This is a genomic window from Candidatus Flexifilum breve (assembly GCF_016713355.1).
In genome coordinates this window covers 504,634-527,225 of sequence record NZ_JADJPI010000004.1, presented here as the reverse complement: position 1 = coordinate 527,225, position 22,592 = coordinate 504,634, and the positions used below count along the sequence as shown (strand labels likewise).

The 22,592-nt window shown below is 60.6% G+C and carries 18 protein-coding genes; 11 read left to right on the top strand and 7 right to left on the bottom strand.

Annotated elements, in window-relative coordinates:
- Positions 1-69: 69 nt before the first annotated feature.
- The gene (locus IPK17_RS03090; RefSeq protein WP_343416200.1) at positions 70-1,266 is read left to right on the top strand and encodes an alanyl-tRNA editing protein; all 1,197 of its coding nucleotides are present in this window, start codon (positions 70-72) and stop codon (positions 1,264-1,266) included.
- Between the two features lie 57 nt (positions 1,267-1,323).
- Here IPK17_RS03090 and IPK17_RS03085 read toward each other — a convergent pair whose 3' ends face one another.
- Genes IPK17_RS03085 through glgB form a run of 3 tightly spaced genes read right to left on the bottom strand, consistent with a single transcriptional unit; the run spans position 1,324 to position 7,227 of the window.
- Entirely contained in the window at positions 1,324-2,088 is a 765-nt protein-coding gene (locus IPK17_RS03085; protein WP_343416199.1) for an SH3 domain-containing protein, read from the bottom strand.
- Between the two features lie 53 nt (positions 2,089-2,141).
- Positions 2,142-4,997 carry a GH36-type glycosyl hydrolase domain-containing protein gene (locus tag IPK17_RS03080; RefSeq protein WP_343416198.1) on the bottom strand — a complete coding sequence of 952 codons (2,856 nt, stop codon included), beginning with the start codon at positions 4,995-4,997 and terminating at the stop codon, positions 2,142-2,144.
- Positions 4,954-7,227 carry a 1,4-alpha-glucan branching protein GlgB gene (glgB, locus tag IPK17_RS03075; RefSeq protein WP_343416197.1) on the bottom strand — a complete coding sequence of 758 codons (2,274 nt, stop codon included), beginning with the start codon at positions 7,225-7,227 and terminating at the stop codon, positions 4,954-4,956. The genes IPK17_RS03080 and glgB overlap by 44 nt, the downstream gene beginning before the upstream one ends.
- Positions 7,228-7,429: 202 nt before the next feature.
- On the opposite strand from glgB, the gene IPK17_RS03070 reads away from it, so the two are divergent.
- The 10 genes from IPK17_RS03070 (at position 7,430) to IPK17_RS03025 (ending at position 18,405) form a co-directional block, all read left to right on the top strand.
- Positions 7,430-7,909, top strand: coding sequence for an ester cyclase (locus IPK17_RS03070; RefSeq protein ID WP_343416196.1), 480 nt, complete (start codon positions 7,430-7,432; stop codon positions 7,907-7,909).
- 310 nt (positions 7,910-8,219) lie between these two features.
- Entirely contained in the window at positions 8,220-8,810 is a 591-nt protein-coding gene (locus IPK17_RS03065; RefSeq protein WP_343416195.1) for a TetR/AcrR family transcriptional regulator, read from the top strand.
- A complete protein-coding gene (locus tag IPK17_RS03060; RefSeq protein WP_343416194.1) occupies positions 8,807-10,240 on the top strand; it encodes an isochorismate synthase in 1,434 nt (477 codons plus the stop codon). The genes IPK17_RS03065 and IPK17_RS03060 overlap by 4 nt, the downstream gene beginning before the upstream one ends.
- A complete protein-coding gene (menD, locus tag IPK17_RS03055; protein ID WP_343416193.1) occupies positions 10,227-11,993 on the top strand; it encodes a 2-succinyl-5-enolpyruvyl-6-hydroxy-3-cyclohexene-1-carboxylic-acid synthase in 1,767 nt (588 codons plus the stop codon). The genes IPK17_RS03060 and menD overlap by 14 nt, the downstream gene beginning before the upstream one ends.
- Before the next feature lie 7 nt (positions 11,994-12,000).
- Positions 12,001-12,831, top strand: coding sequence for a 1,4-dihydroxy-2-naphthoyl-CoA synthase (gene menB, locus IPK17_RS03050; protein ID WP_343416192.1), 831 nt, complete (start codon positions 12,001-12,003; stop codon positions 12,829-12,831).
- Positions 12,832-12,934: 103 nt separating this feature from the next.
- The gene (gene menE / locus IPK17_RS03045) at positions 12,935-14,404 is read left to right on the top strand and encodes an o-succinylbenzoate--CoA ligase (protein WP_343416191.1); all 1,470 of its coding nucleotides are present in this window, start codon (positions 12,935-12,937) and stop codon (positions 14,402-14,404) included.
- Positions 14,401-15,186: a 2-succinyl-6-hydroxy-2,4-cyclohexadiene-1-carboxylate synthase gene (menH, locus tag IPK17_RS03040; protein WP_343416190.1), complete on the top strand. Its 786-nt coding sequence runs from the start codon at positions 14,401-14,403 to the stop codon at positions 15,184-15,186. The genes menE and menH overlap by 4 nt, the downstream gene beginning before the upstream one ends.
- 77 nt (positions 15,187-15,263) lie before the next feature.
- Complete coding sequence (locus tag IPK17_RS03035; RefSeq protein WP_343416189.1) at positions 15,264-16,571, top strand: extracellular solute-binding protein; 1,308 nt, start codon at positions 15,264-15,266, stop codon at positions 16,569-16,571.
- 96 nt (positions 16,572-16,667) lie between these two features.
- Entirely contained in the window at positions 16,668-17,588 is a 921-nt protein-coding gene (locus IPK17_RS03030; RefSeq protein WP_343416188.1) for a carbohydrate ABC transporter permease, read from the top strand.
- Positions 17,581-18,405, top strand: coding sequence for a carbohydrate ABC transporter permease (locus tag IPK17_RS03025; protein ID WP_343416187.1), 825 nt, complete (start codon positions 17,581-17,583; stop codon positions 18,403-18,405). The genes IPK17_RS03030 and IPK17_RS03025 overlap by 8 nt, the downstream gene beginning before the upstream one ends.
- Before the next feature lie 155 nt (positions 18,406-18,560).
- Here IPK17_RS03025 and IPK17_RS03020 read toward each other — a convergent pair whose 3' ends face one another.
- From IPK17_RS03020 to IPK17_RS03005, 4 genes are read right to left on the bottom strand one after another with little or no spacing between them, the layout of a single operon-like run.
- The gene (locus tag IPK17_RS03020) at positions 18,561-19,055 is read right to left on the bottom strand and encodes an acyl-CoA carboxylase biotin carboxyl carrier protein subunit (protein WP_343416186.1); all 495 of its coding nucleotides are present in this window, start codon (positions 19,053-19,055) and stop codon (positions 18,561-18,563) included.
- Positions 19,052-20,284, bottom strand: a complete 1,233-nt coding sequence (locus IPK17_RS03015) for a biotin carboxylase N-terminal domain-containing protein (protein WP_343416185.1) — start codon at positions 20,282-20,284, stop codon at positions 19,052-19,054. Before IPK17_RS03015 ends, IPK17_RS03020 begins: the two co-directional genes overlap by 4 nt.
- A gap of 10 nt (positions 20,285-20,294) precedes the next feature.
- The gene (locus IPK17_RS03010; protein WP_343416184.1) at positions 20,295-21,854 is read right to left on the bottom strand and encodes an acyl-CoA carboxylase subunit beta; all 1,560 of its coding nucleotides are present in this window, start codon (positions 21,852-21,854) and stop codon (positions 20,295-20,297) included.
- Positions 21,851-22,558: a 4'-phosphopantetheinyl transferase family protein gene (locus IPK17_RS03005; protein WP_343416183.1), complete on the bottom strand. Its 708-nt coding sequence runs from the start codon at positions 22,556-22,558 to the stop codon at positions 21,851-21,853. The genes IPK17_RS03010 and IPK17_RS03005 overlap by 4 nt, the downstream gene beginning before the upstream one ends.
- Positions 22,559-22,592 lie beyond the last annotated feature (34 nt).

Below are 22,592 nucleotides of genomic sequence, written 5' to 3'. Positions count from 1 at the left end.
TGTATCTGCGGATCGCCGTTTTGATTCGCTACAATACGCGCGTATTTGCAGGCGAAAAGAGGCTGAAGTATGCGGCGCTACTACGACGACTCGTATGTTATGCAGTTCACGGCGCAGGTGATCGAGCGAACGCAGGCCGGTGGACACCCCGCTGTCGTCCTTGACCAGACCTATTTCTACCCGACGAGCGGCGGACAACCGAACGACACGGGAATGGTCAACGATGTGCCTGTGATCGATGTTATCAGCCGGGAGGGAGACGGCGCGGTCGTGCATGTGCTTGCCGGCGAACTGGCGGACGACACAGTTAATGCGGAAGTGAACTGGGCGCGGCGCTTTGATCACATGCAGCACCACACCGGGCAGCACATCCTGTCGCAGGCGTTCATTCAGGTCGCCGAGGCCAGCACGGTCGGTTTCCACATGAGCGCAGATAGTTTGACCATTGATCTCGACAAGCTGAACCTGTTACCTGAGACGATCAACCGGGTAGAAGACTTAGCCAATGAGATTGTCTGTGCAGATCGTCCGGTCACAGCGAAGATTATCAGCTTGAACGAGGCGGCTAATATCCGTATGCGCAAGCTGCCCGAGAAAATCCACACTGACGGCCTCCGCGTCGTCGATATCGATGGGTTTGACCTCACGGCCTGCGGCGGGACGCATGTACGGCGGACGGGCGAAATCGGGCTGATCAAGGTGTTGCGGACGGAGAAACGGGGCGACAAAACGCGGGTCGAATTTCGCTGTGGGGCGCGCGCGCTGGAGGTGTTTCGGTCACAGAACGCGCTCGTAAATCAGCTCACGGCGCTGCTAACGTGTAAAGCGGAGGAAGTCTCCCCGGCGATCATGCGGATGCAGGAGGATGTCAAGGCGGCGCAGCGTGACCTCAAGGCGGCGAAGTCGCTGTTGCTGGATGCGGAAGTCGCCAGCCTCATCGCCGCGACACCAGTAGTCAATGATTTGCGCATAGTCAGTAAGGTGTTTGCGGATCGGGACGCCGGTGATGTGCGCTTAATCGCCTCGAAGCTCGTGCAAACATCTGGGGTGATCGCGCTGCTCGGCGTGCCGGGCGAGAAGGCGCAGTTGATCTTTGCGCGGAGCGAAGGAGTGCCGCAAGATATGAATGCATTGATCAAATCAGCACTGGCATCGATCAACGGGCGCGGCGGTGGGACACCCGCGATGGCGCAGGGTGGGGGTGTGCCCGCGACAACGGAACAAATCGGCGCGGCGCTCGACGCAGCCCGCCGACTTCTGCAATAAAAACAGCGGGACATCAGACCCGATGTCCCGCTGAGTGAAAGACTTTCTCGACCGGAATTAACCCGGAATGACCAACTGCTGACCTGCGTAGATCAGGTCGTAGTTGTAGATGCTGTTGGCGGCGGCCAGCGTGTGAATGCTGATGCCGTAGGTCTGGGCGATGCGCCACAGCGTATCACCTGCGCGCACAATGTAGATCGTGCCCGTGCCGCCCGAAGTGCCGCCCGTGGTCGGACGATCCGGCGCGCCGGGGACGAACACGCTGCCATCCGTGCGGGCGAGGCCGCGCACCGGCACCGTGCCGGAAACCGCGACGGCTTCGGTCCAGCCGGTCACGCCGCTGGGCAGACGAATCTGCACCCAGGTCGCATCATAATTGCGACCGAGCAGGACGACCGCCGTCCCGAGGGGAGCGGTTCCCACCACGGCATCGTTCGGGCCGGGACCCGTCCGGAGCACGGCTTCGAGATAGCCTGTGATCGAACCGGTCGGGACAACCGACGGCGCCACTGCGACTTCGGTGATCGGCAGCGAGAACACGCGGAAAGGCGTGTAGAGGTAGTTCACGTTGACCCAACCGGTGACGCCGTTTGTCAGCGAGACAAGTACCCAGCTCCCCGCGGTATTGCGCGCGGTCACGTTGACGCCAAAGCCGAATGGCAGGGTTGCGACTGAGCCGTACTGCAGACCGGGACCGGTGCGCACATTGACCGCGCCCGTGTTGACCGAAGCGACGTAGCCATCCTGCGCGAACGCCGGCAGCACCGCGCCCAACACGACGACGAGTGTCAAAATGAGAGCGATGATCTTTCCCTTAGACATAGGTGAGACTCCCTTCAAGGACAGTTTTCCAAAATTATACATTCAAGCTTAATCTAGCGAAACTCAATCATCGACACTTTGAATGGAATTGGCGCTCTTCCGCTGATATTCAGGGGAATGCGTCGCTCACCCTTCCGCGTACGAATGATCAACGTCTGGGTTCCTGATGACACAATGGGACGATATTCCCCGCTGATCTCGTCGGGCGTGACGGTCAAGCGCAGCAGCGCGGTGTCCAGCTCGAAGCGCTCCCGCGGCACACGCGGCTCGATCAGCAGACCGTCCGGGGTCGGCTCGATGCCGCACACGCGCAGTAAACCGAGCAGCGCCATCGCGTGCGGATTCATGTTCATGACCGGAAAATCGGTCATGGGTGTGGCCGCGCTCGACCACGTGCCGCCGGGGTTAAGCTTCGCCTCTTTGCTGTTCACGCCATCTGGCCCGGACCACACGTTGATCCATTTGTCGGGAAATTCCTTGGCGTGTCGCTCAAACGTATGTTTTTCGAGCGACCGCCACGCGAGATCCGGACGCGAACGGGTGTAACCCCACGTGAGCAACTGCGAAACGGCGGGCCAGATCATACCCTGTTCGAGCAGCGCCGCGCCCGTCGGCGACGGATCGTCGAGCAGCGTTTTGATCGATGTGATGAGTGTGGATTCGATCCCGTTACGCTGCGCTAACCCGCTAATCAGCGCCCACGGCTGTGCTTCCAGATTGATGTGATTGTTGTCCACCACGACGGGCTTGTTCTGCGCATCCCGCAGTACGGCGCGGGTGAACCATTTGCCGTTCCACTGGCGCATGACCGCCGCTTCCAATCCGCTGACGAACTGCTCGATTTCGCGCGCGCAGACCGCATCATACGGCTTGATGAGCGCCGCCGTGATCGGCAGGACGTACAGCGCCATCTGCGAATTAGGGATCGATTCGCCATTCGCCTTCGAATTACTGAACCAACCGAGCGCCAGCACGCCGCCGAACTTGGTGCAGGTGTCAAACACCACGCCATCCGACCAGTCACCGTCGCCAATTTTGACCAATCCATGCTGCCCAATCCCGACGCGCTGCGTCAGGTGATGCACGGCGACGCGAATGTGATCGAGCACGGTGCTGCCCAGCGCGGCGGGCGGATGCCCGGGGGTGTCGTCGCCGGAATAGAACGGGACTTCCTGCTGTAGGAACTCGAAATCGCGCGTAACGGCGAGATACTCGTTCATCGCCAGCAGGAAGAATAAATCGAGATCCGACGGCATGTCGTGAATGAAGGCGTTGCTGTGGAAACCATACCCGGCGAATGAATACGGAATCGCGCCCGTCTGGTGATCCGTCAGTGCCATGATCAGGCACAGGTTGGCGCGGGCGAGGTCAGGGCGGATGTAGGATAACGGCAGCGTGAACAACGCCTGATCGCGCGGCGCACCGTCTGCCCCGTGAATGAACAAGTAGGCTGAACCTTGGGGCGTGAGGTAGGTCTGGTAGTAGTCGTTGTAGACCGTTGCCGAGGTCAGGTAGTACGAGTGCCACGCCATTTCGCGCGTGAGCGCCGCATCCGCCCCCGTGTCGAAATAGAGATCGCCGTCGCGATCCAGCAGGGCGGCTTCGCCTTTGAACGCGGGCACAGTGAAGCGATTCGTGCCGTAGACGAAGCGCAGCGTCTGTGTTTCGCCCGCCGCGAGCGTCAGGTCGCGGCGCAGCACCAGACAGTAGGGCATCGAGTCGGTTGACGGCGCGTCGGGAATCGTGCCCCAACGCTCGGCGACTGCTTCTGGCTTGGTCGGCGGGTTCTTACCGAAGAACGCGACCTTGTCAGTGTAGTACGCGTCCGGCGTGCCGCTCAAATCATGCAAAAAGATATCCTGTGGCTCGAAGTCGATGTCGTTGACGGCGCGCACGTCAATCTCCCGGTTAACCGGGGACTGATGAAAGCGCAGCGTGCGCCCGTCTTCAAACGTGACTTCGGGCAGAAATAAGTCGTTCACCGACAGGCGTTCTTCATCGGCAATCGCGTAGAACGGGTCGCCGCGCAGCCACTGCAGCTTCAACTGCTCGACGTTCACATCCCAGTATTCGTAATAGCGCAGATGCACTGTGTCTGGCCGCAGATTGGTGATCTCCACGTCAATCAGCAGGGCGCAGGCGTCTTTGGGCGGGTAAATGCGCCGCTTGACGCGGATATCGCCATAGGTGGTGCTGTACTCAGCGTAGCCCATGCCGAAGATGCGCCGCGTCTCGGAGGTCGGCGGGCGGAAGCGGTAGGCGGTACACCAGACCTGCTCGCCGTCGTCGACGTAGCCGAAGCCACCCGCGTGCGCATGGCGCACCGAAGGGCGCTTGGCGGGCAGAATCTGCGCGACTGCCGCCACCGGTTCGGCAACTGGACTGCCGCGCGGATTCATCGACTGCGGCTGTGTATGATCGACCTGCTGCGCGGGGATCGGCGTTTGTTTGGGCGGACGTACGCGCCAATGCCGGATAAACAATTGCAAGTTGAGCCACGTTTTGCCCAGCGCACGGATGACACGGCCATGAATCCGCTGGAGGAGGGTGGGGTTGGCGATTTGCGCCATCTCCTGCGTCCGCAGCACATCGTCGATCTGGCTGGCGAAGCGGTTGAGGAAGCGTCCGCCGCGATGTCCAACGTAGACCTGCACGGTGCCGTCATTGGAGGCCAGCGCAGTGATCTCGTCGTTGCCGATCTGATGCCAGTGATCGCGCCGTTCCCGCCGTTCAACGGTCGGGTACTTGGCGCGATCATCGGCATACTGATCGAGCGTGTATTCGAAGGCGGGTTGCCCCGCCTCATCGACTATCCACTTGCCGAAAATGCCGCCACCGCTGTCGCTGGCGGCAAAGCTGCGCGGCTTACGAGGCTGCGCTTCCGGCGTCGTCTGCGTCGCGCTCGCCATGCGCTGCGTCTCCTGTGGGTTGCTCGGATGCTGCGGAACGTTCCAACTTGAAGACTACCGCGCCGAGCGGCGGGAGGGTGAGTTTGAGGCTCTGCTGGTAGATGTGATAGGGGATGGCGTCCGTCTCCAGACCGCCGCCGTTGCCGACATCGCTCCCGCCATAGTAGGTCGAGTCGCTGTTGAGGATTTCCTTGTAGAAACCGGCTTCGGGCACGCCAATGCGATAGCCGCGCCGCACCACCGGGGTGAAATTCAACGCGACCACGAGGAAGTCTTTGGGATCATCGGCGAGGCGCAGGTAGGCAAAGACACTGTTTTCGTTGTCGTTCACTTCGATCCACTGGAAGCCCGCCAGATCAAAATCGTGCTGCTGGAGCGCAGGTTCGGCGCGCAGCAGACGATTGAGATCGCGCACCCAGTTCTGGATGCCCGTGTGCGTGGGATAGACGAGCAGGTCCCAGTCGAGCTGGCGCATTTCGCTCCATTCGCGCCACTGCGCGATCTCCGCGCCCATGAAGTTCAGCTTTTTGCCGGGGTGCGTGTACTGGTAGGCCAGCAGCAGGCGCAGCGAGGCGAACTTCTGCCACCAGTCGCCCGCCATCTTCTGCACGAGCGAGCCTTTGAGGTGCACAACCTCGTCGTGCGAGAGCGAGAGCACAAAGTTTTCGCTGAACGCATAGAACAGCGAGAAGGTCACGTGGCTGTGCCCGTAGCGCCGGAATATGGGGTCGAGCTTCATGTAGTCGAGCGTGTCATGCATCCAGCCCATGTTCCACTTAAAGGTGAAACCGAGCCCGCCGAGGTAGATCGGGCGCGACACCATCGGCCAAGAGGTGGATTCTTCGGCGATGGTCACCGCGCCGGGGAATTCAGCATGGACCACGGCGTTGAACTCGTGCAGGAAGCCAATCGCTTCGAGGTTTTCGCGGCCACCATGCTGATTCGGCAGCCACTCACCCGCTTTGCGCGAAAAGTCGAGGTAGAGGATTGACGATACGGCGTCCACACGCAGCCCGTCGATGTGGTATTCGCGCAGCCAGAACAGGGCGTTTGAGATCAGAAAGTTGCGGACTTCGTTGCGCCCATAGTTGAAGATGTACGTGCCCCAATCCGGGTGTTCGCCGCGCCGCGGGTCGGCGTGCGAGTAGAGATGCGTCCCGTCGAAGAAGCTGAGCGCGTAGCCATCTTTCGGGAAGTGCGCCGGAACCCAGTCGAGGATGACGCCGATGTTGTTCTGGTGGCACTGATCGACGAAGTACATGAAATCTTTGGGCATTCCGTAACGGCTGGTCGCGGCGTAATAGCCCGTCACCTGATAGCCCCACGACTCATCGAGCGGATGTTCAGCGATGGGCATCAGTTCGATATGCGTGTAACCCATGTCTTTGACGTAGGGTACCAGCGCATCGGCCAGCTCGCGGTAGGTGAGCCAGGCACCATCTTCCTTGCGTTTCCACGACCCGGCATGCACTTCGTAGATCGACCAGGCGCTGGTGAGTGGATCCTGCGTCTGGCGCGCTTCCAGCCACGCCTCGTCACCCCACTGGTAACCGCTCAGGTCACAGACCACCGAGGCGTTCTGCGGGCGTTTCTCCATCAGGAAGCCATAGGGATCCGATTTGTCGGCACGGTAGCCGTTGTAGCGTGAAAATACGTTATAGCGATAGACCGTGCCTTCGCCCAAACCGGGGATGAACAACTCCCATACGCCGTTGCCGGGGTGCAGGCGCATCGGGTGGACGCGGGCATCCCACTCGTTGAACTCGCCGACTACGCTGACGCGCTGGGCGCTCGGCGCCCACACCGCAAAGTTGACGCCCTTGATGCCGTCAATCTCGGTGACGTGCGCGCCCAGCTTCTCGTAGCTGTACAGATGCTTGCCTTCACCCAATAGATACAGATCATAGTCTGTCAGCAGCGCGGAAAACTCATAGGGGTCATAGAAGGTGCGCGTTTGCCCGTCCCATGTCGCTTCTTCGAAGTGATAGAGCACCTGTCCGCCGGGAATGGTGACCTCGAAAAAGCCTTCCGGACGCGACCGCGTCATTTCAAAGCGTTCGTCAGTCGAATCGACGATCACCGTCAGCGTCTTCGCGGTCGGGCGCAGCGCCCGAATCGCGAGTTGATCCTCAGGCACGAGGTGCGCGCCCAAAACCGAAAACGGATCGCCGTGTGTGGCGTTCAGTAAATCGCGGATCGAATCTGGATGTACATGCGTCACAGCCGACATATAAAGGACTCTCCTCTCGCCAAAATGATTATAGCCGCATTCGATCCCAATGCGCATGCACCACTTTTATGGGCTTTGTGACAATCGACTGACGGGTGGTTGTCCAAATGTAACGATCGAATCAAATACATCTGTCGGAAGTCGCTCCTCAGAAATTCTGCTTTAATGCAAAATAACCGACGATGAAATGAGGCAGCCGACCATGAATGACGATCTTCTCTCGAAATACGCAGATGCCCTGTGGCGCGGTGACATTGTTCCTCGGGACTGCGCAGAACTGGAACGGACGCGGGCGCTCGTGAGCCGCATCTGGGATGATATTTGGAACCTCGGAAAGCTGGAGGCGTGTCGCGAAGTGTTCCACCAAAACTATGTGGGACATCTGCCGCTGATGACTGTGCACGGGCCAGATGAATTCGCCAACCTGGTGCGAATGTACCGGCAGGGTTTCCCCGACGTACATTTGACCGTCGATGATTATATTGCCAGCGGGGATCGCGTCGTGGTGCGCTGGACTTCGCGCGGGACGCACGAGGGCGAATTGATGGGCATGGCCGCCAGCCACAAGCCGATGGTCATGATGGGCATTTCGATCTTCCGCATGCAGGATGGTCTCGTCGCGGAAGAATGGGAAGGCTTCGATACGCTCGGCATGATGAAGCAGGTGGGCGCGATTCCGTAGCTTAGAGTCACAGGGCACTTTTAACATGGGAACAATTAGGCTTTTAAATTTTCTGTAGGGACGCACGGCCGTGCGCCCCCTCCCTACATCCCCGCGATTGTAAACTTTCCCTCCGCTCGACACGACCTTCTTCCACACCTTATGCCTCGTCTGACCCCCCCCCCCCCAAAACCCCCCCCCCCCCCCCCCCCCCCCCCCCCCCCCCCCCCCCCCCCCCCCCGTTCTGATCTTTATTGAGAAACCCGATCACAAGTGGCAAAACTCTTGCTATACTATAGACTGACCAGTCGGTCTAAGCAGGAGAAGCACCATGAATGATCCGCGGGATACGCGTGATCGCATCCTTGACGCGGCGCTGAACATCTTCGCCAACAAGGGCTACCATGACACGCGCATGGACGAGATTGTCGAAGCCTCTTCGACCTCCAAAGGCTCGATCTACTTTCACTTTCCCAACAAAGAACGCCTGTTTCTGGCGCTCGTCGACCAATTTGCTGACCTGATCGAACGCCGCGTGCGCGAAGCCGTCGAGCAGGAAGCCGAGGGTATCGCGCGGGTGCGCGCCGCGCTGCAAGCCTGTCTCGAAACCTTCGGGCGCTACCGCCGCCCGGCCAAGATCATGCTGGTGCAGGCGGTCGGCCTGGGCAGTGTGTTCGAGAAGAAGCGTGTGGACGTCAACGACCGTTTCGCCAACCTCATTAAAGAGTATCTCGACGAGGCCATCGCTATCGGTGACATTGCGCCAGTGGATACCGAAGTCGTCTCCTATGCATGGATGGGCGCGATCTACGGCATCGTGATCCGCTGGGTTTACACAGGCGAACCGGATTCCGAGCGCATCCTCTCCGCGCTGCTGCCTATGCTGCTCAAAAGCGTTGGTTATGAGGAGCAGTCCGCATGAGCGCCGACCGTTTGATCAGCTACAGCCAGCGCGCGCCGGACATCAGTATTGCCGAATTTTTGCGCCAGGCGCAGGGTCACGAACGCTTCTACTGGGAGAAAGATGATCTCGCCTTCGCGGGGTTCGGCATCGCGACCGAACTCACGGCGTGGGGCGCAGAGCGCGTCAAGACGATTGAGGATAAGGCACGCAAGCTGTTCCGCGACGCGCTGGTAATTAGCGATGCGGAACCGCTGGCGAAACCACGTTTGTTCGGCGGGTTCTCCTTCTACAGCGACTTCGTCACCGAAAATACGTGGGCGGCGTTCGCGCCCGCTTACTTTGTGCTGCCGCATTACCAGCTCGTCAAACGCGGCGCGGATACCTGGTTGACGATCAACGTGCAGATCGGCGCGGATGAAAGCTACGACGAAGCCGAATTGTGCGACGCCTTGAGCGCCCGCTATGATGCGCTCCTGCATGCTGACCCGCCGATCAGTGCGGTGCAACCCGAACTGCTGACCGTCAACTATCCCCTCAGCTTTGAGCGCTGGAGCGCGATCATCACCGATGCAACGACGCGCATGCGGGCGGGCGAGATGCAGAAGGTCGTGCTTTCGCGGGTGTGCGAAGCACGTTTTGCCGATCGGATCAACATCGATGCAGCGCTGGCTTACCTCAACGAGAAATATGCTGACTGCTACCGCTTCCTGTTCGAGCCGAGTCCCGGGTTAGCCTTCTACGGCGCGACCCCGGAACTGCTGATCGGCGTGGATGGCGCGGACATGGCGACGATGGGCCTCGCGGGGACGATCAAGCGCGGTCAGACCCCGGAGGAAGATGACGCGCTCGCGCTTCGCCTGCTGACCGACCCGAAAGAGGCGTATGAACATCGCGTCGTAGTCGATGCGCTGCGCGAACGCCTGACGCCAATTACGTCGGATTTGAGCGTGCCGAATGCGCCGATTCCGCTCAAGTTGAGCAATTTGCAGCATCTGTACACGCCGATCAGCGGGTGGCTGCGCGAACCCGCGGGCGTGCTGCCCTTGGTCGAACGCCTGCACCCGACGCCCGCGCTCGGCGGTGTGCCGCGCGAAGTGGCGATGCAGTATATTCGCGACGCTGAACCTGTGCCGCGTGGGTGGTACGCCGCGCCCATCGGCTGGATCGACCACAACCTCGACGGGATGTTCGCCGTCGCGATTCGCTCGGCGGTGGTACAGAACGACCGGGCGTGGCTCTATTCCGGCGCGGGCATCGTGGCCGAATCGACCCCGCAGCGCGAATGGGATGAAACCGCGCTCAAATTTCGCCCCATGCTCAACGCCTTGGGCATTGGCACCGCTCAACCTCACCCCCCGACCCCATCTCCCGGGGGAGATGGGGCGGTGAACAGCGCTAACCGGGGCGAGGCTCAACCTACGACTGAGGTGAATCATGTACGCGCCTAATCGTAATTTTCTCTGGACACGCGTCTTCGTCGACGAATTGGCGCGGGCGGGTTTGCGCGCAGTGTGCATCGCGCCGGGTTCCCGCTCAACGCCGCTGACCATGGCCTTTGCCGAACACGACGGCATCCGCATCTATCCGCATCTGGACGAACGCAGCGCGGCGTTTTTCGCCCTTGGCCTCGCGCTGGCAACGGAAGAACCGGTCGCGCTGGTCTGCACCTCGGGGAGCGCGACCGCCAACTTCTTCCCGGCGATTATCGAAGCGCACGAGTCCCGTGTGCCGCTGCTTGTGCTGACGACCGACCGCCCGCCGGAACTGCGCTACAGCGGCGCGAACCAGACGATCGATCAGGTCAAGCTGTACGGTGATTATGCGCTGTGGTCGGTTGATGCGCCGCTGCCAGAGGGTCAGCCTGCCGCGCAAACGATTCGCGCACTGCGGACGCTGGCGGCGCGCGCGTATGCAACCGCCGACGGCATTGGGGACGGGCGGAAAGGTGTCGTGCACGTCAACCTGCCGTTCCGCAAGCCGCTGGAGCCGATCCCGGTCGAGACGGATCACAGCGATGCCATTGAAGATGCGGGGTTCGACTATGCGGGCGCGTTCACGGTGATGACGGGCGGCGCGACGATTCCCACCGTCCAGCAGATGCAGACGCTGCTCGCGCTTTTCGAGCGGCATGAGCGCGGGATCATCGTGTGCGGGCCGAAGTCGCTCGGCGAAAACTTTGTGTCCGCGGTGGCGCAGTTGTCACAGCGCACGGGCTACCCGATCTTCGCCGATCCGACATCGGATGTGCGCTTCGGCGGTCATGTACAAGAGACCGCCGTGATCGGCGCGTATGACACGTTTCTGACCGTGCCGCCGACGTGGGAGGATCCTGAGGTAGTGATCCGCTTTGGCGGTGTGCCGACTTCGAACGTGCTCAACGCCTATCTCGACCGGATTGACGCCAAACACCGCGTGCAGGTCAGCGCGGATGGCGTGTGGGCAGATGATTCGTTCCGCACGCACTTGTTTGTCCACGCCGACCCCACGCTGCTGTGCTTGTCGCTCAGTGGACGTTTGCAAGCGCGGCCCGAGTCGCCGTGGGCGCAGCGTATCCGCATGGTCGAAGCGGTGACTTGGCTCAATCTCGGTCAGCGGCTCGGCGACGAATTCTTCGATGGGCAGGTCGTGGCCGATCTGCTGGAACGTCTGCCGGACGGCGCGAATCTGTTCGCGGGGAACAGCCTCCCCGTGCGGCACGTCGAGCAGTTTGCGCGGCCTTCGACCAAGCATCTGCATGTGTTCGCCAACCGCGGCGCGAGCGGGATTGATGGCAATGTGTCGACCGCGCTGGGCATCGCGGCGGCGACGGGCAAAGCGACGGTATTGCTCATCGGCGACATCACGCTGTATCACGATATGAACGGCCTGCTGGCCGTCCGCAACTGCGGCGTGGATAACTTGACGATTGTGCTGCTCAACAACGACGGCGGCGGCATTTTCCACCGCCTGCCCGTTTCAAAATTCGATCCGCCATTTACGGACATGTTCGTGATGCCGCACGGCTTGCAGTTCGAACATGCCGCCCGGCTCTACGGCCTCGACTTTGTCAGCGTGACCGACCGCGAAGGGTTCCGCAGCGCCGTCGATGTGACGGTGGGCGCGCGCATTCCCCGCATCATCGAAGTGCGCACGGACGCCGCGCACGATGACGCGCGGCGTAAGCAAATTCAACAGCTGGTAACGACGGTATTGCAGAGGTAAATGACCCATGGTGAATTGGATTCAAGCGAAACAGTACGAAGACATTACGTATGACAAGGCGGACGGCATGGCGCGCATTGCCTTCAACCGCCCGGAAGTCCGCAACGCTTTCCGCCCGAAGACGATTGACGAGATGATCGATGCTTTTCGCGATGCGTGGCGCGATCAGTCGGTCGGCGTGATTCTGCTCACGGGCAACGGCCCGGCGCAGGATGGTAAGTATGCGTTCTGCTCTGGTGGCGACCAGAAGGTGCGCGGGCATGCGGGCTATGTCGGCGATGACGGGGTCGCGCGCCTGAATGTGCTGGAACTCCAGCGCATCATCCGCACCATGCCAAAACCTGTGGTTGCGCTGGTGGCGGGCTACTCCATCGGCGGCGGTCATGTCCTCTCAGTGATCTGCGACCTGACGATTGCGGCGGATAACGCCATCTTCGGTCAGACCGGCCCGAAGGTCGGCAGCTTTGACGGTGGGTTCGGCGCGAGCTACCTCGCCAGCATCATCGGGCAGAAGAAGGCGCGCGAAATCTGGTATTTGTGCCGCCAGTACAACGCGCAGCAGGCGTTGGAGATGGGCTTGGTCAACACGGTCGTCCCGGTCGAACAGCTCGAAGCCGAGGGCGTCAAGTGGGCGCAGGAAATTCTCGACAAGAGCCCGATTGCGATTCGCTTCCTTAAGGCGGGCTTCAACGCCGCACTCGATGGTCAGGCGGGCTTGCAGGTGCTGGCGGGTGATGCGACCATGCTGTACTACATGACGGAAGAGGGTAGCGAAGGCCGTGATGCGTTCGTCAACAAGCGCGCGCCGAACTTCCGCAAGTACCCGTGGCGTCCTTGACGGTCACAGGTTGAGGTTGGCCGTCTCGCCGTGGCGGCCGTGTATGCGTCTCGGCGAATATACGGTAAACTGTAATCTGTGAACTGAACTCATTGAGGCCGGTATGAAAGATTGGTTGGCAGCACAGCGGATTGCTCGCCCCGAGGGGATCGCCCTGATCTGCGGGGAAGATGAATTGACCTACAGCGAAATGGATCGGTTCGTCAGTGTGCTGTGTGGGCGCATTGCGGGCTTAGGCGTGCTGCCAAACATGGTAGTCGGCGTGCTGATGCCGAACCAGACGGATTATGTGGTGCTCATTCATGCCCTGGCGCGGATGGGCGCAGTACTGCTGCCCCTCAATACGCGGCTGACTGCTGAAGAGATCGAGTATCAGCTCACGGCGACCGAGTGTGGACTCGTTATCTGCTCGGCTGAAACAGAAGCGACTGCCGCCCAGCTCAGCCCCGATGTGCGCCGCGTCGTCTCGGTTGATCAAACGACCAGTCCGTTCGTGCAGTCGTGGTGGGATATTACGCTCACCGACTCATGGCGGCCGCTGGAGTTCAATCCGAACGCGGTCCAAGCCATCATGTTCACGTCCGGCACCACCGGCAGGCCGAAGGGTGTGCAGCTCACGTTCGCCAATCACTTTTACAGCGCGGCAGGGTCGGCCTATCGCATCGGCGTGCAGCCCAACGACCGCTGGTTGTGCACGCTGCCGCTGTACCATGTCGGCGGGTTGGCGATCATTTTGCGCACGGCGCTCTACGGGATTACGGTGGTGCTCCAGCCGGGCTTCGACCTTGATGCAGTCAATCGCGCGCTCGACACGCAGCAGATCACCTTGATGTCGCTCGTGCCGACCATGCTTTATCGCTTGCTCAATACGCGCGAGGCGTTCCCCGTGTCGCTGCGGATGGTGCTGCTGGGCGGGGCGGCGGCGACGGCCGATCTGGTCGGGCGCGCGCTGGATCGCGGCGTGCCGTTGGCGACGACCTATGGCATGACCGAAGCCGCCTCGCAGGTGGCGACCATGCTCCCGGCGGAAGTGCTCAAGAAACCGGGGAGCGTGGGCAAACCACTCATGTTCACCGCGGTGCGCGTGGTCGATGAGACGGGCAAGGCGCTCAAGGCGGGGGAGATCGGCGAGATCATCGTGACCAGCCCGGTCGTCATGCAGGGTTATCTCGGGCATGCATCCGCGAACGGTGAACTGCACACGGGCGATGTCGGCTATCTCGACAAGGACGGCGACCTGTGGCTCGTAGATCGCCGCAGCGACCTGATCGTCTCGGGCGGCGAAAACGTGTATCCGTCGGAAGTCGAAAATACGCTGCGCCAGCATCCCGCCGTGTTGGAGGTGTGCGTGGTCGGCCTGCCCGACGCCGAATGGGGGCAGCGCGTCGCGGCGATGGTCGTCATCCGGCAAAATATGCAGCTCACAATTCCTGAGTTGATCATGTTCAGCCGTCAGCATCTCGCGGGTTACAAGCAGCCACGCACCGTCGTGTTTGTCGATCAACTTCCCCAAACTTCGAATGGCAAAATTCATCGGGCCGCTGTGAAGGAGCAGCTTCTCTCCAACATATGAACATCAATGGCGTTGAGTATCAGGTGCGGGTGACAGGGGACGGCGCGCCCGTTGTCGCCCTCCATGGCTTCACGGGCAGCGGCGCGAACTGGTCAGCGGACTTGTTCCCACCCATGACCCAGTTGATCGCGCCCGATCTGCTCGGGCATGGGGCGACCGAGTCGCCGGATAATTATCGGCGCTACGGTATCAGCACGGCAGCGCGGGATCTCGTCGATCTCATTGTGCGCACAACGACCCCGCCTGTGACGCTGCTCGGCTATTCGATGGGTGGGCGCTTGGCGCTCGATTTCGCGCTGCACCATACCGAATACCTTTCGAAGCTCGTACTGGAAAGCGCGTCGCCGGGCATTGATGACGAGTTCGAACGCATGGCGCGGCGCGGCAATGATTACACGCTGGCGGAACGCATCGAGCGGGATGGCGTTGAGGCCTTTATGGCGAAGTGGGAGCAGAACCCGCTGTTCGCCACCCAGTCGCCTGAAGTGCGCGAACGGCTGCGAGTCGTACGGCTCGCGCAGAACCCGGTCGGCTTGGCGAACAGCCTGCGCGGGATGGGGACAGGCGCGCAGCCGAGCTACTGGAATCGCCTCGGCGAACTGCATTTGCCTGTGCTGTTGATCGCCGGGGAACTCGATACCAAATTCACAGCAATTGCGCGGCGTATGAGCGAACGTCTGACCAACTGCACGCTGGCCATCATCCCCGGCGCAGGGCATACCGTCCATCTGGAACAGCCGACGCGCTACGCGGAGACAGTGCAGCGCTTCCTCGCATCTTAAAACGGACGCTTGTCGTTCTTAACAATTCTAGGTTATAGTCTTTGCGCCTAACCGCAATCTTCTAGGAGATGCTCAAAATGCGTAAAGTGCTGTTTCTAGTCGCCTTGTTTGTCCTGCTCACCAGCGCAGGCGTCATGGCTCAAGATGGAATAACCATCGAATTTTACTTCCCGACCGCTGTTGATGCCCCGATCAACGAGATCATTCAGGGGTACGCGGATCAATTCCACGAACTGCACCCCGATATCACCGTCGTTCCCACCTACACCGGATCGTATACGCAGACCCGTGACACCATCCGCACCGAACTCAACGGCGGCGGCGCTGGCCCAGATGTTGCTGTTATGCTGACGACCGACCTGTACAGCTTCATCGACGAAGGCACGATTGTGCCGGCGCAGGACTACATCGACGCGCTCGAAGATCCCGAAGCTTTTGTGAGCGACATCTTCCCGGCGTTCCTGATCAACAGCATGGACGAAGAAGGCACGATCTGGTCGCTGCCGTTCCAGCGCAGCACCGTGATCCTCTATTACAATGCTGACCTGCTGAGCGAAGCGGGTATCGAAAATCCGCCGACCAACCGCGATGAACTGCTGGCCGCCGCGCAGGCGCTCACGCTTCCCAACGGCGAACGCTGGGGTCTGCTGGTTCCGTTCGCGGGTGGCTTCCCGATTTGGGTGTTCCAACCGTTTGCCATCGGCAATGGCCGTAACATCACGGGTGAAGCCCCGACGACCGTTTACATGAACGATCCGCAGGTGATCGACGCGCTCGACTTTGCGACCAAGCTCGGTACGGAATATGCGGTTGGTCCGGCGGGTGGCAGCGTGTGGGGCGACACCCCGACCGCGTTCCTCAATGGGCAGGCGGCGATGATCATCCACACCACCGGCACGATGACCAATCTGCTCAATAACGCGACGTTCAATGTCGGCGCGGCGTTCGTCCCCATGGGCCTGCCCAATGACGAAGGCGTGGGTTATGGCACGGTGACCGGCGGCGGTAACACCTATATCTTCAACCCGCCCGGCGCGGAACGCAGCCCGGAAGAACTGGAAGCGGCGTGGCTGTGGTCGGAATTCCTGGCTTCGCCCGAAATCCAGTCCGACTGGGGCGCGGCGACCGGGTATATTGCCGCCCGCGCGAGTGCCTGGGAACTCGACCCGCTGGCCGCCCGGGCCGCGGAACATCCGCAGTATCTGGTGGCGCGTGACCAGCTCGCCTACGCGGCAGCGGAATTCACCTCCTACCGCGCGATTGACACGCAGAACATCATCAACGCCACGTTGAGCAGCGTGATCAGCGGTGCGGAAACGGATGCGGCGGCGGCGATGGCCTCGGCGCAGGAACAGATCGATGCGCTGCTGGAAGAATACCGCTAGACCTGTTCGATCCTCCTGATCTATGTTTTGGTAGGGGCGCACAACCGTGCGCCCCTACGCTATAGTGAGCAGATACTGCCCCCATAAAGGATGTTTATGGCTGGAACCGTGTCAGTGAGCCTTCGCAAGTCGCTCTTCGCGCGACTGCTGCCGTACCTGTTGATCGCGCCGACCCTGATACTGGTATTCATTTTCACGGTTTATCCGGCGATCAATTCGGTGGTCGACAGCCTGTATAAGCCGGCGCGTAACGCTCGTGACCCATCGGAGTACGTCGGGCTGGAGAACTACGTCGATCTGTTCAACCCGGATCACTACATCGGCTCGGCGTTCGTGCAGATTATCGGCCAAACCCTGACCTTTTCGATTGTGACGGTGCTGGTCAGCGTGCCGCTCGCACTCCTGTTCGCGCTGCTGCTCAACCGCAAAATGCCGCTGCAAGGCGTGTGGCGCTTCAGCCTGTTTTACCCGTCGCTGCTGCCTTTGATCGGCGCGGCGAGCATCTGGGCGTTTCTGTTCTCGGATACGGTCGGTTTGATCAACACGGTTGTACGCTCGTTTGGCGGGCGCGGGGCGAACTGGATTGGCGACCCGAACATCTCCCTGTGGGCGGTGATCGTCGTCAACATCTGGAAGCAAGTCGGCTATTACATGATTTTCTATCTGGCAGGCTTGCAGGGCATTTCCCGCGACTTCTACGAAGCTGCCGAACTCGATGGGGCGAACGGCTGGCAGCAGTTCTACTACCTCACGCTGCCGCTCCTGCGCCGCACGACATTGTTCATTCTCGTCATTGCCTTCACGTTTGCCTTCCAGACCGTCGAGCAGTTACAGGTGCTCGGCATGGGTGGTCCCGGTAACAGCAGCAATCTCCTGCTGTTTTACATCTTCCAGACGATTCCCGAGCGGCGGAACTGGGGTTATGTTAACGCCATGTCCGTCGTGCTCGTTCTCATTCTGCTGGTGTTCACCGTGAGTAATTTCGCCTTGTTCGAGCGGGGGCGCGAAGATGACTGAAAAACGAGCCGGATTTGGCGCGACAATTCTCACCGCGGTAGTTTCCCTGATTTGGCTGCTGCCGTTGATCTTCGCCGTGCTGGTGAGTTTTCGCCCGCAGGCCGATGGTGTGGGCAGCGGGAACATCTTCTTTGGCAGTCGCATCACACTGGATAACTACAGCGCCGCATTGAGCGTCGCGCCGTGGGCGTGGCACGCCGTCACCAGCGTGATTTTCGTGGTCGGGACCCTCGTCGTGCAGTTGGTCACGGTGACGATGGCGGGTTATGCTTTCGCCCGGATGAAGTTCTTCGGGCGCGGGGTGCTGCTGTTCATCTTGCTCCTGCAAATCATGATTCCGACGGCGGTGCTGCTCGTCCAGAACTACGCCACGATCCGCGAGCTGGGGTTGTTTGATACGCGCTGGGCGCTCATGCTGCCGTATTGGGGATCGGCGTTTGGGGTGCTGTTGCTGCGCCAGACGTTCCGCGAAGTGCCGCGCGAACTGGAAGAGGCCGCGCGCATTGATGGGGCGAATCTGCTCCAGATTCTGTTCAACGTCTATATTCCGCTGAGTATACCGGCCTACGTCGCTTTCGCGCTCGTGTCAATCAGTTCGCACTGGAATGAGTTCCTATGGCCGTTCATCGTGACGCGCACCGAAGAAGTGCGCCCGCTCACCGTGGGGTTGAACAAGCTGTATTCGACGACGGAAGTCGGGGCATTATACGGTCAACTGCTGGCGGGCACGGTGATCGTGATCGCGCCGCTCGTCATCCTGTTCATGCTGTTCCAGCGCCGTTTCATCCAGAGTTTCGCGTCCAGCGGGATCAAGTGATCCAAAACAAGCAACGAAGGAAAAGAAAGGACTAGACGCGAAGACGCAAGTGAATTCAAATAAGGCAAGGTGTTTGAAAACAGAAGGACGAGGAATACCTCGTCCCTACTTAGCACCTTACCGTCTTAGCGCCTTTGCGTTGAGTCTTGGCTTGTTTACTCGACTTCGGCGAGCACCTGATCGCGGGTGACGGTTTGCGCCGCGCCCACATGGATCGCCTTGACCTTGCCTGCGAACGGCGCGCGAATCTCGTTCTGCATCTTCATGGCTTCCAGATACAACAGCGGTTGACCTGCCTCGACCGACTCACCGGGCACGACCAGCACCGTCGTGATCAGGCCGGGGATCGGCGCTTTGATGCGGCCATCGCCGCTGCGCGGACGCGCCACGACCGCTTCGCAGTCCACGATTTCCAGCGGTTCGATGTCACCTTTGGAGCGAATCCAGTGCAAATCGCGGTCAAACTCGATCTCCAGGGGGCGCCCATCGATGATCATCCAACTGCATGCTTCAAAGGGCTGATTCGCGTCGGGACGTACCACTTGAATGGTCTCGCCGTTCACCTTCACAGCCAGTTCCGAGGCGCTTTCGGTGAGCATGAACTCTACATCAAAGCTTTGGCCGCCAATCGTCACCGTGAGCTTGCTCATGATCCCTCCAGGTTGCGGCGATGCCAGCCGCTTTGCAGACGTTCCGGCACAACCGGCTTGAACGATAGATTGCGGCGCGCGTACAGAATCGCCGCGGCGACCGCGAGATCGCGCAGGTTGTCTGACGGAATGCGCTCCTGCGCTTCAACTTCGTAATCGGCGGTATAGCACCCATCAATGAACACCGGGTCGTTCACGATGCGCTTGATCAGCGAGAGGTTGGTATTCACCCCACTCAGGCGGAACTCGTCAAGCGTGCGCGATAGGCGCGCGACGCAGGCTTCGCGGGTTTCACCCCACACGGTCACTTTGGCGACGAGCGGATCGTATTCGGCGGGTACGGGGCAGCCATCATACACATACGTATCCACGCGGACGCGGAAGCCGCCGGGCAGACGCACATGGCGCACGACGCCGGGATTGGGCATGAAATTCCGCAGGGGGTCCTGCGCGGTGATGCGGCAGGCGATGGCGCACCCACTGATCTTGATGTCGTCCTGCGTATAGGCGAGCACCTCGCCCGCCGCGATGCGAATCTGCTCGCGGATGAGGTCGATGCCGGTCATGGTCTCAGCAATCGGGTGATCGGTTTGGATGCGGCCCTTGAACACAGTGAAGAAGAAGGTGCCTTCCTCGTTCATGCCGAATTCTACACTGCCCACGCCGACGAAGTTATACAACCGCGCCATTTCGATGGCGGCCTGCCACAGCCCCTGGCGCTGCTGGTGACTCAGGCAGCAGGGCGCGGGCGATTCTTCGATGACGCGCATGCCGCCGAACCGCAGCGAGCCTTCGCGTTCGCCGAGGTGCACAACGTTGCCGTGCTGATCCGCGAGAATCTGCACGAACACACGGTGCAGCGGTTTGACAGGCGTATCCGTCACCGTTTGCACGCCGCGTTCCTGAATATGTGCCAGCACGTCGGCGGGTGGGGCAATCGGCGTTACGCTGGCCTGTTCACACGCGCGGATGAAGTCGGGTTCTTCCGATAGGAAGCCGTAGCCGGGATGCAGGCTGTCCGCCCCGACCTGCTGCGCGATGGCGATCAGCGCCGCGCCGTCGTTGAAGTCCGAGTCGAGCTGCACGGCTTGATCCGCGAGGCGGACGTGCAGCGAGCCGCGGTCGGACGGTTGGTAGAGCGCAACCGTCTCAATCCCCATTTCCTGACAGGTGCGGATGATCCGCACCGCGATTTCGCCACGATTGGCGATGAGCATTTTCTTGAACATGTGCGCCTCCCTAGGCGGGCGAAATCCCGTGTTTGCGGCTGACGTGACGTTCGCGCTTGGAGAGCGTCAGTTCCAACCCCTGAATGAGTGCGCGGCGCGTATCGCGGGGCTGAATTACATCGTCGATCAGGCCGCGCGCGGCGGCGACATACGGGTTGTTGAACTTCTTCTGGTAGTCTTCGACCAGTTCCTTGCGCTTGGCAGTCGGGTCGTCCGCGGCCTTGAGTTCGCCACGGAACAGGATGTTGACCGCGCCTTCCGCACCCATGACCGCGATTTCGGCGTTGGGGTAGGCGTAGAGCAAATCGCCGCGCAGACCTTTACTGCTCATCACGCAGTACGCGCCGCCGTAGCTCTTGCGCAGGATGACCATGAGTTTCGGCACGGTCGCTTCGCTGTAAGCGTAGATCATGCGCGCGCCGTTGCGGATGATGCCGCCGTATTCCTGATCCTTGCCGGGGAGGAAGCCGGGGACATCCTGCAGGGTGATGATCGGCACATTGTAGGCGTCGCAGATGCGGATGAAGTGCGCAGCCTTGACCGACGCCTTGATGTCGATGCAGCCCGCCAGGAACATCGGCTGATTCGCGACGATGCCGACCACGTAGCCGTTGAGCCGCGCGAAGCCGACGACCATATTTTCTGCCCACAGTTGATGCACTTCGAAGAAGCGCCCATCATCAACCACGCTGGCGATCACCTGCCGCACATCATACGGCTTGTACGGGTCGACCGGGACGATTTGTTCGAGTTCGGTGGTGAGCCGCGCGGCATCATCGACGGGCGGGATGTAGGGCGGGTCTTCCTGATTGTTCGACGGCAGGTAGCTGAGGAGCGTGCGCACCTTGTTAATGCAGTCGTGATCGTCGCCCGTGAGGAAGTGGCAGACGCCGCTTTCCTGTGCGTGCATTTGTCCGCCGCCGAGTTCTTCGAGGCTGAGGTTTTCCTGCATCACCGATTTGACAACTTCCGGTCCGGTGATGAACATATAGCTGGACTGCGTCATAAAGACGAAATCGGTGAGCGCCGGACTGTAGACCGCGCCGCCCGCGCACGGCCCCATGATCACGCTGAGCTGCGGGATGACGCCGGAGGCTTCGCAGTTGGCGTCGAAGATGCGGGCGTACCCGCCGAGGCTGTCCACGCCTTCCTGAATGCGCGCGCCGCCGGAGTCGTTCAGGGCGATGAACGGGCAGCCGTATTCCAGCGCCATGCGCATGACCTTGACGATTTTGTTGGCGTGCATTTCGCCGAGCGAGCCGCCCATGACGGAAGCATCCTGTGCCGCCGCGCCTGCATAGCGCCCGTTAATCAGGCCGAAGCCTGTCACCACACCATCGCCAAAGCGTGATTCTTTGCCGCCGAGGTAGGTTTCGAAGCGCGGCATGACCAGCGAGTCGATTTCCATGAACGTGCCGGGATCAAACAGCAGTTCGATGCGTTCGCGCGCCGTCAACCGACCTTTGCTGTGCTGCGCGTCGGCTTCCTTCTGCGTGCCCTGCGAAATCGTCTTGCGGCGTTCGAGCTCTGCGATGTAGAACGCCATGTCTTTTGCCAGTGTTTCAATCATTGTGCAGTCTCCGTTTGCAGGGCGATCAACGTCAGCACGTATTCGCCCTCTTGCCGCCACCACCCGCTCGCCTGACCCCGTGACGTTTTCGGGACGCCGTCATACCAGTTGGTCGTGAGCGAATCGGGTTGAGCGTAGGATACGGTTAAGGGATTCCAGTCTTCGGCGGCCTCCGTGTCCAGTGAACAATTGATCGCCCGAACGTCAATGTTCAGCCCAATGTGCAGGGCTTTGAGGGCCGCTTCTTTCGCGCTCCAGAGGAGGGTGACCAGACGGTCTTTGTCCTCGCACTGGTGAATGCTCGCTTGTTCTTCAGGGGTGAAGTAGTCTTCGACAAAGGCATCGATGCGTGGTTCGATGTGTTCAAGATCGACGCCGACTTGCAGCCCTTCGCCTTCGATCACCGCGCACACGGCGTGGTCGCCGGAGTGACTGATCGACAGGCTGTACTGCGGGAAATCTGGGCAGTAGGGCGCGCCGTTCGCATGGTTGAAAATCCGAATCGTGCTGTGCGGCGCCTGGGTGAGTTGATGCAGGAGCTGCTTGGCCGTCCAGCGACCCATGAGCCAGTCATGGGCGCGTTTTTCGGTTTTGAGCTGAGTGAAGATTCCCCATTCTTGGTCGCTCAGCAAACCTTCGGGTGGGGTGGCGTGCTTCAGCGCCGGGTGGTCGTCGATGGTTTGAATGAGCCAGTGAATCATCATGATGCGTGTATCCTTCTATTTCCGAACCCCCTCT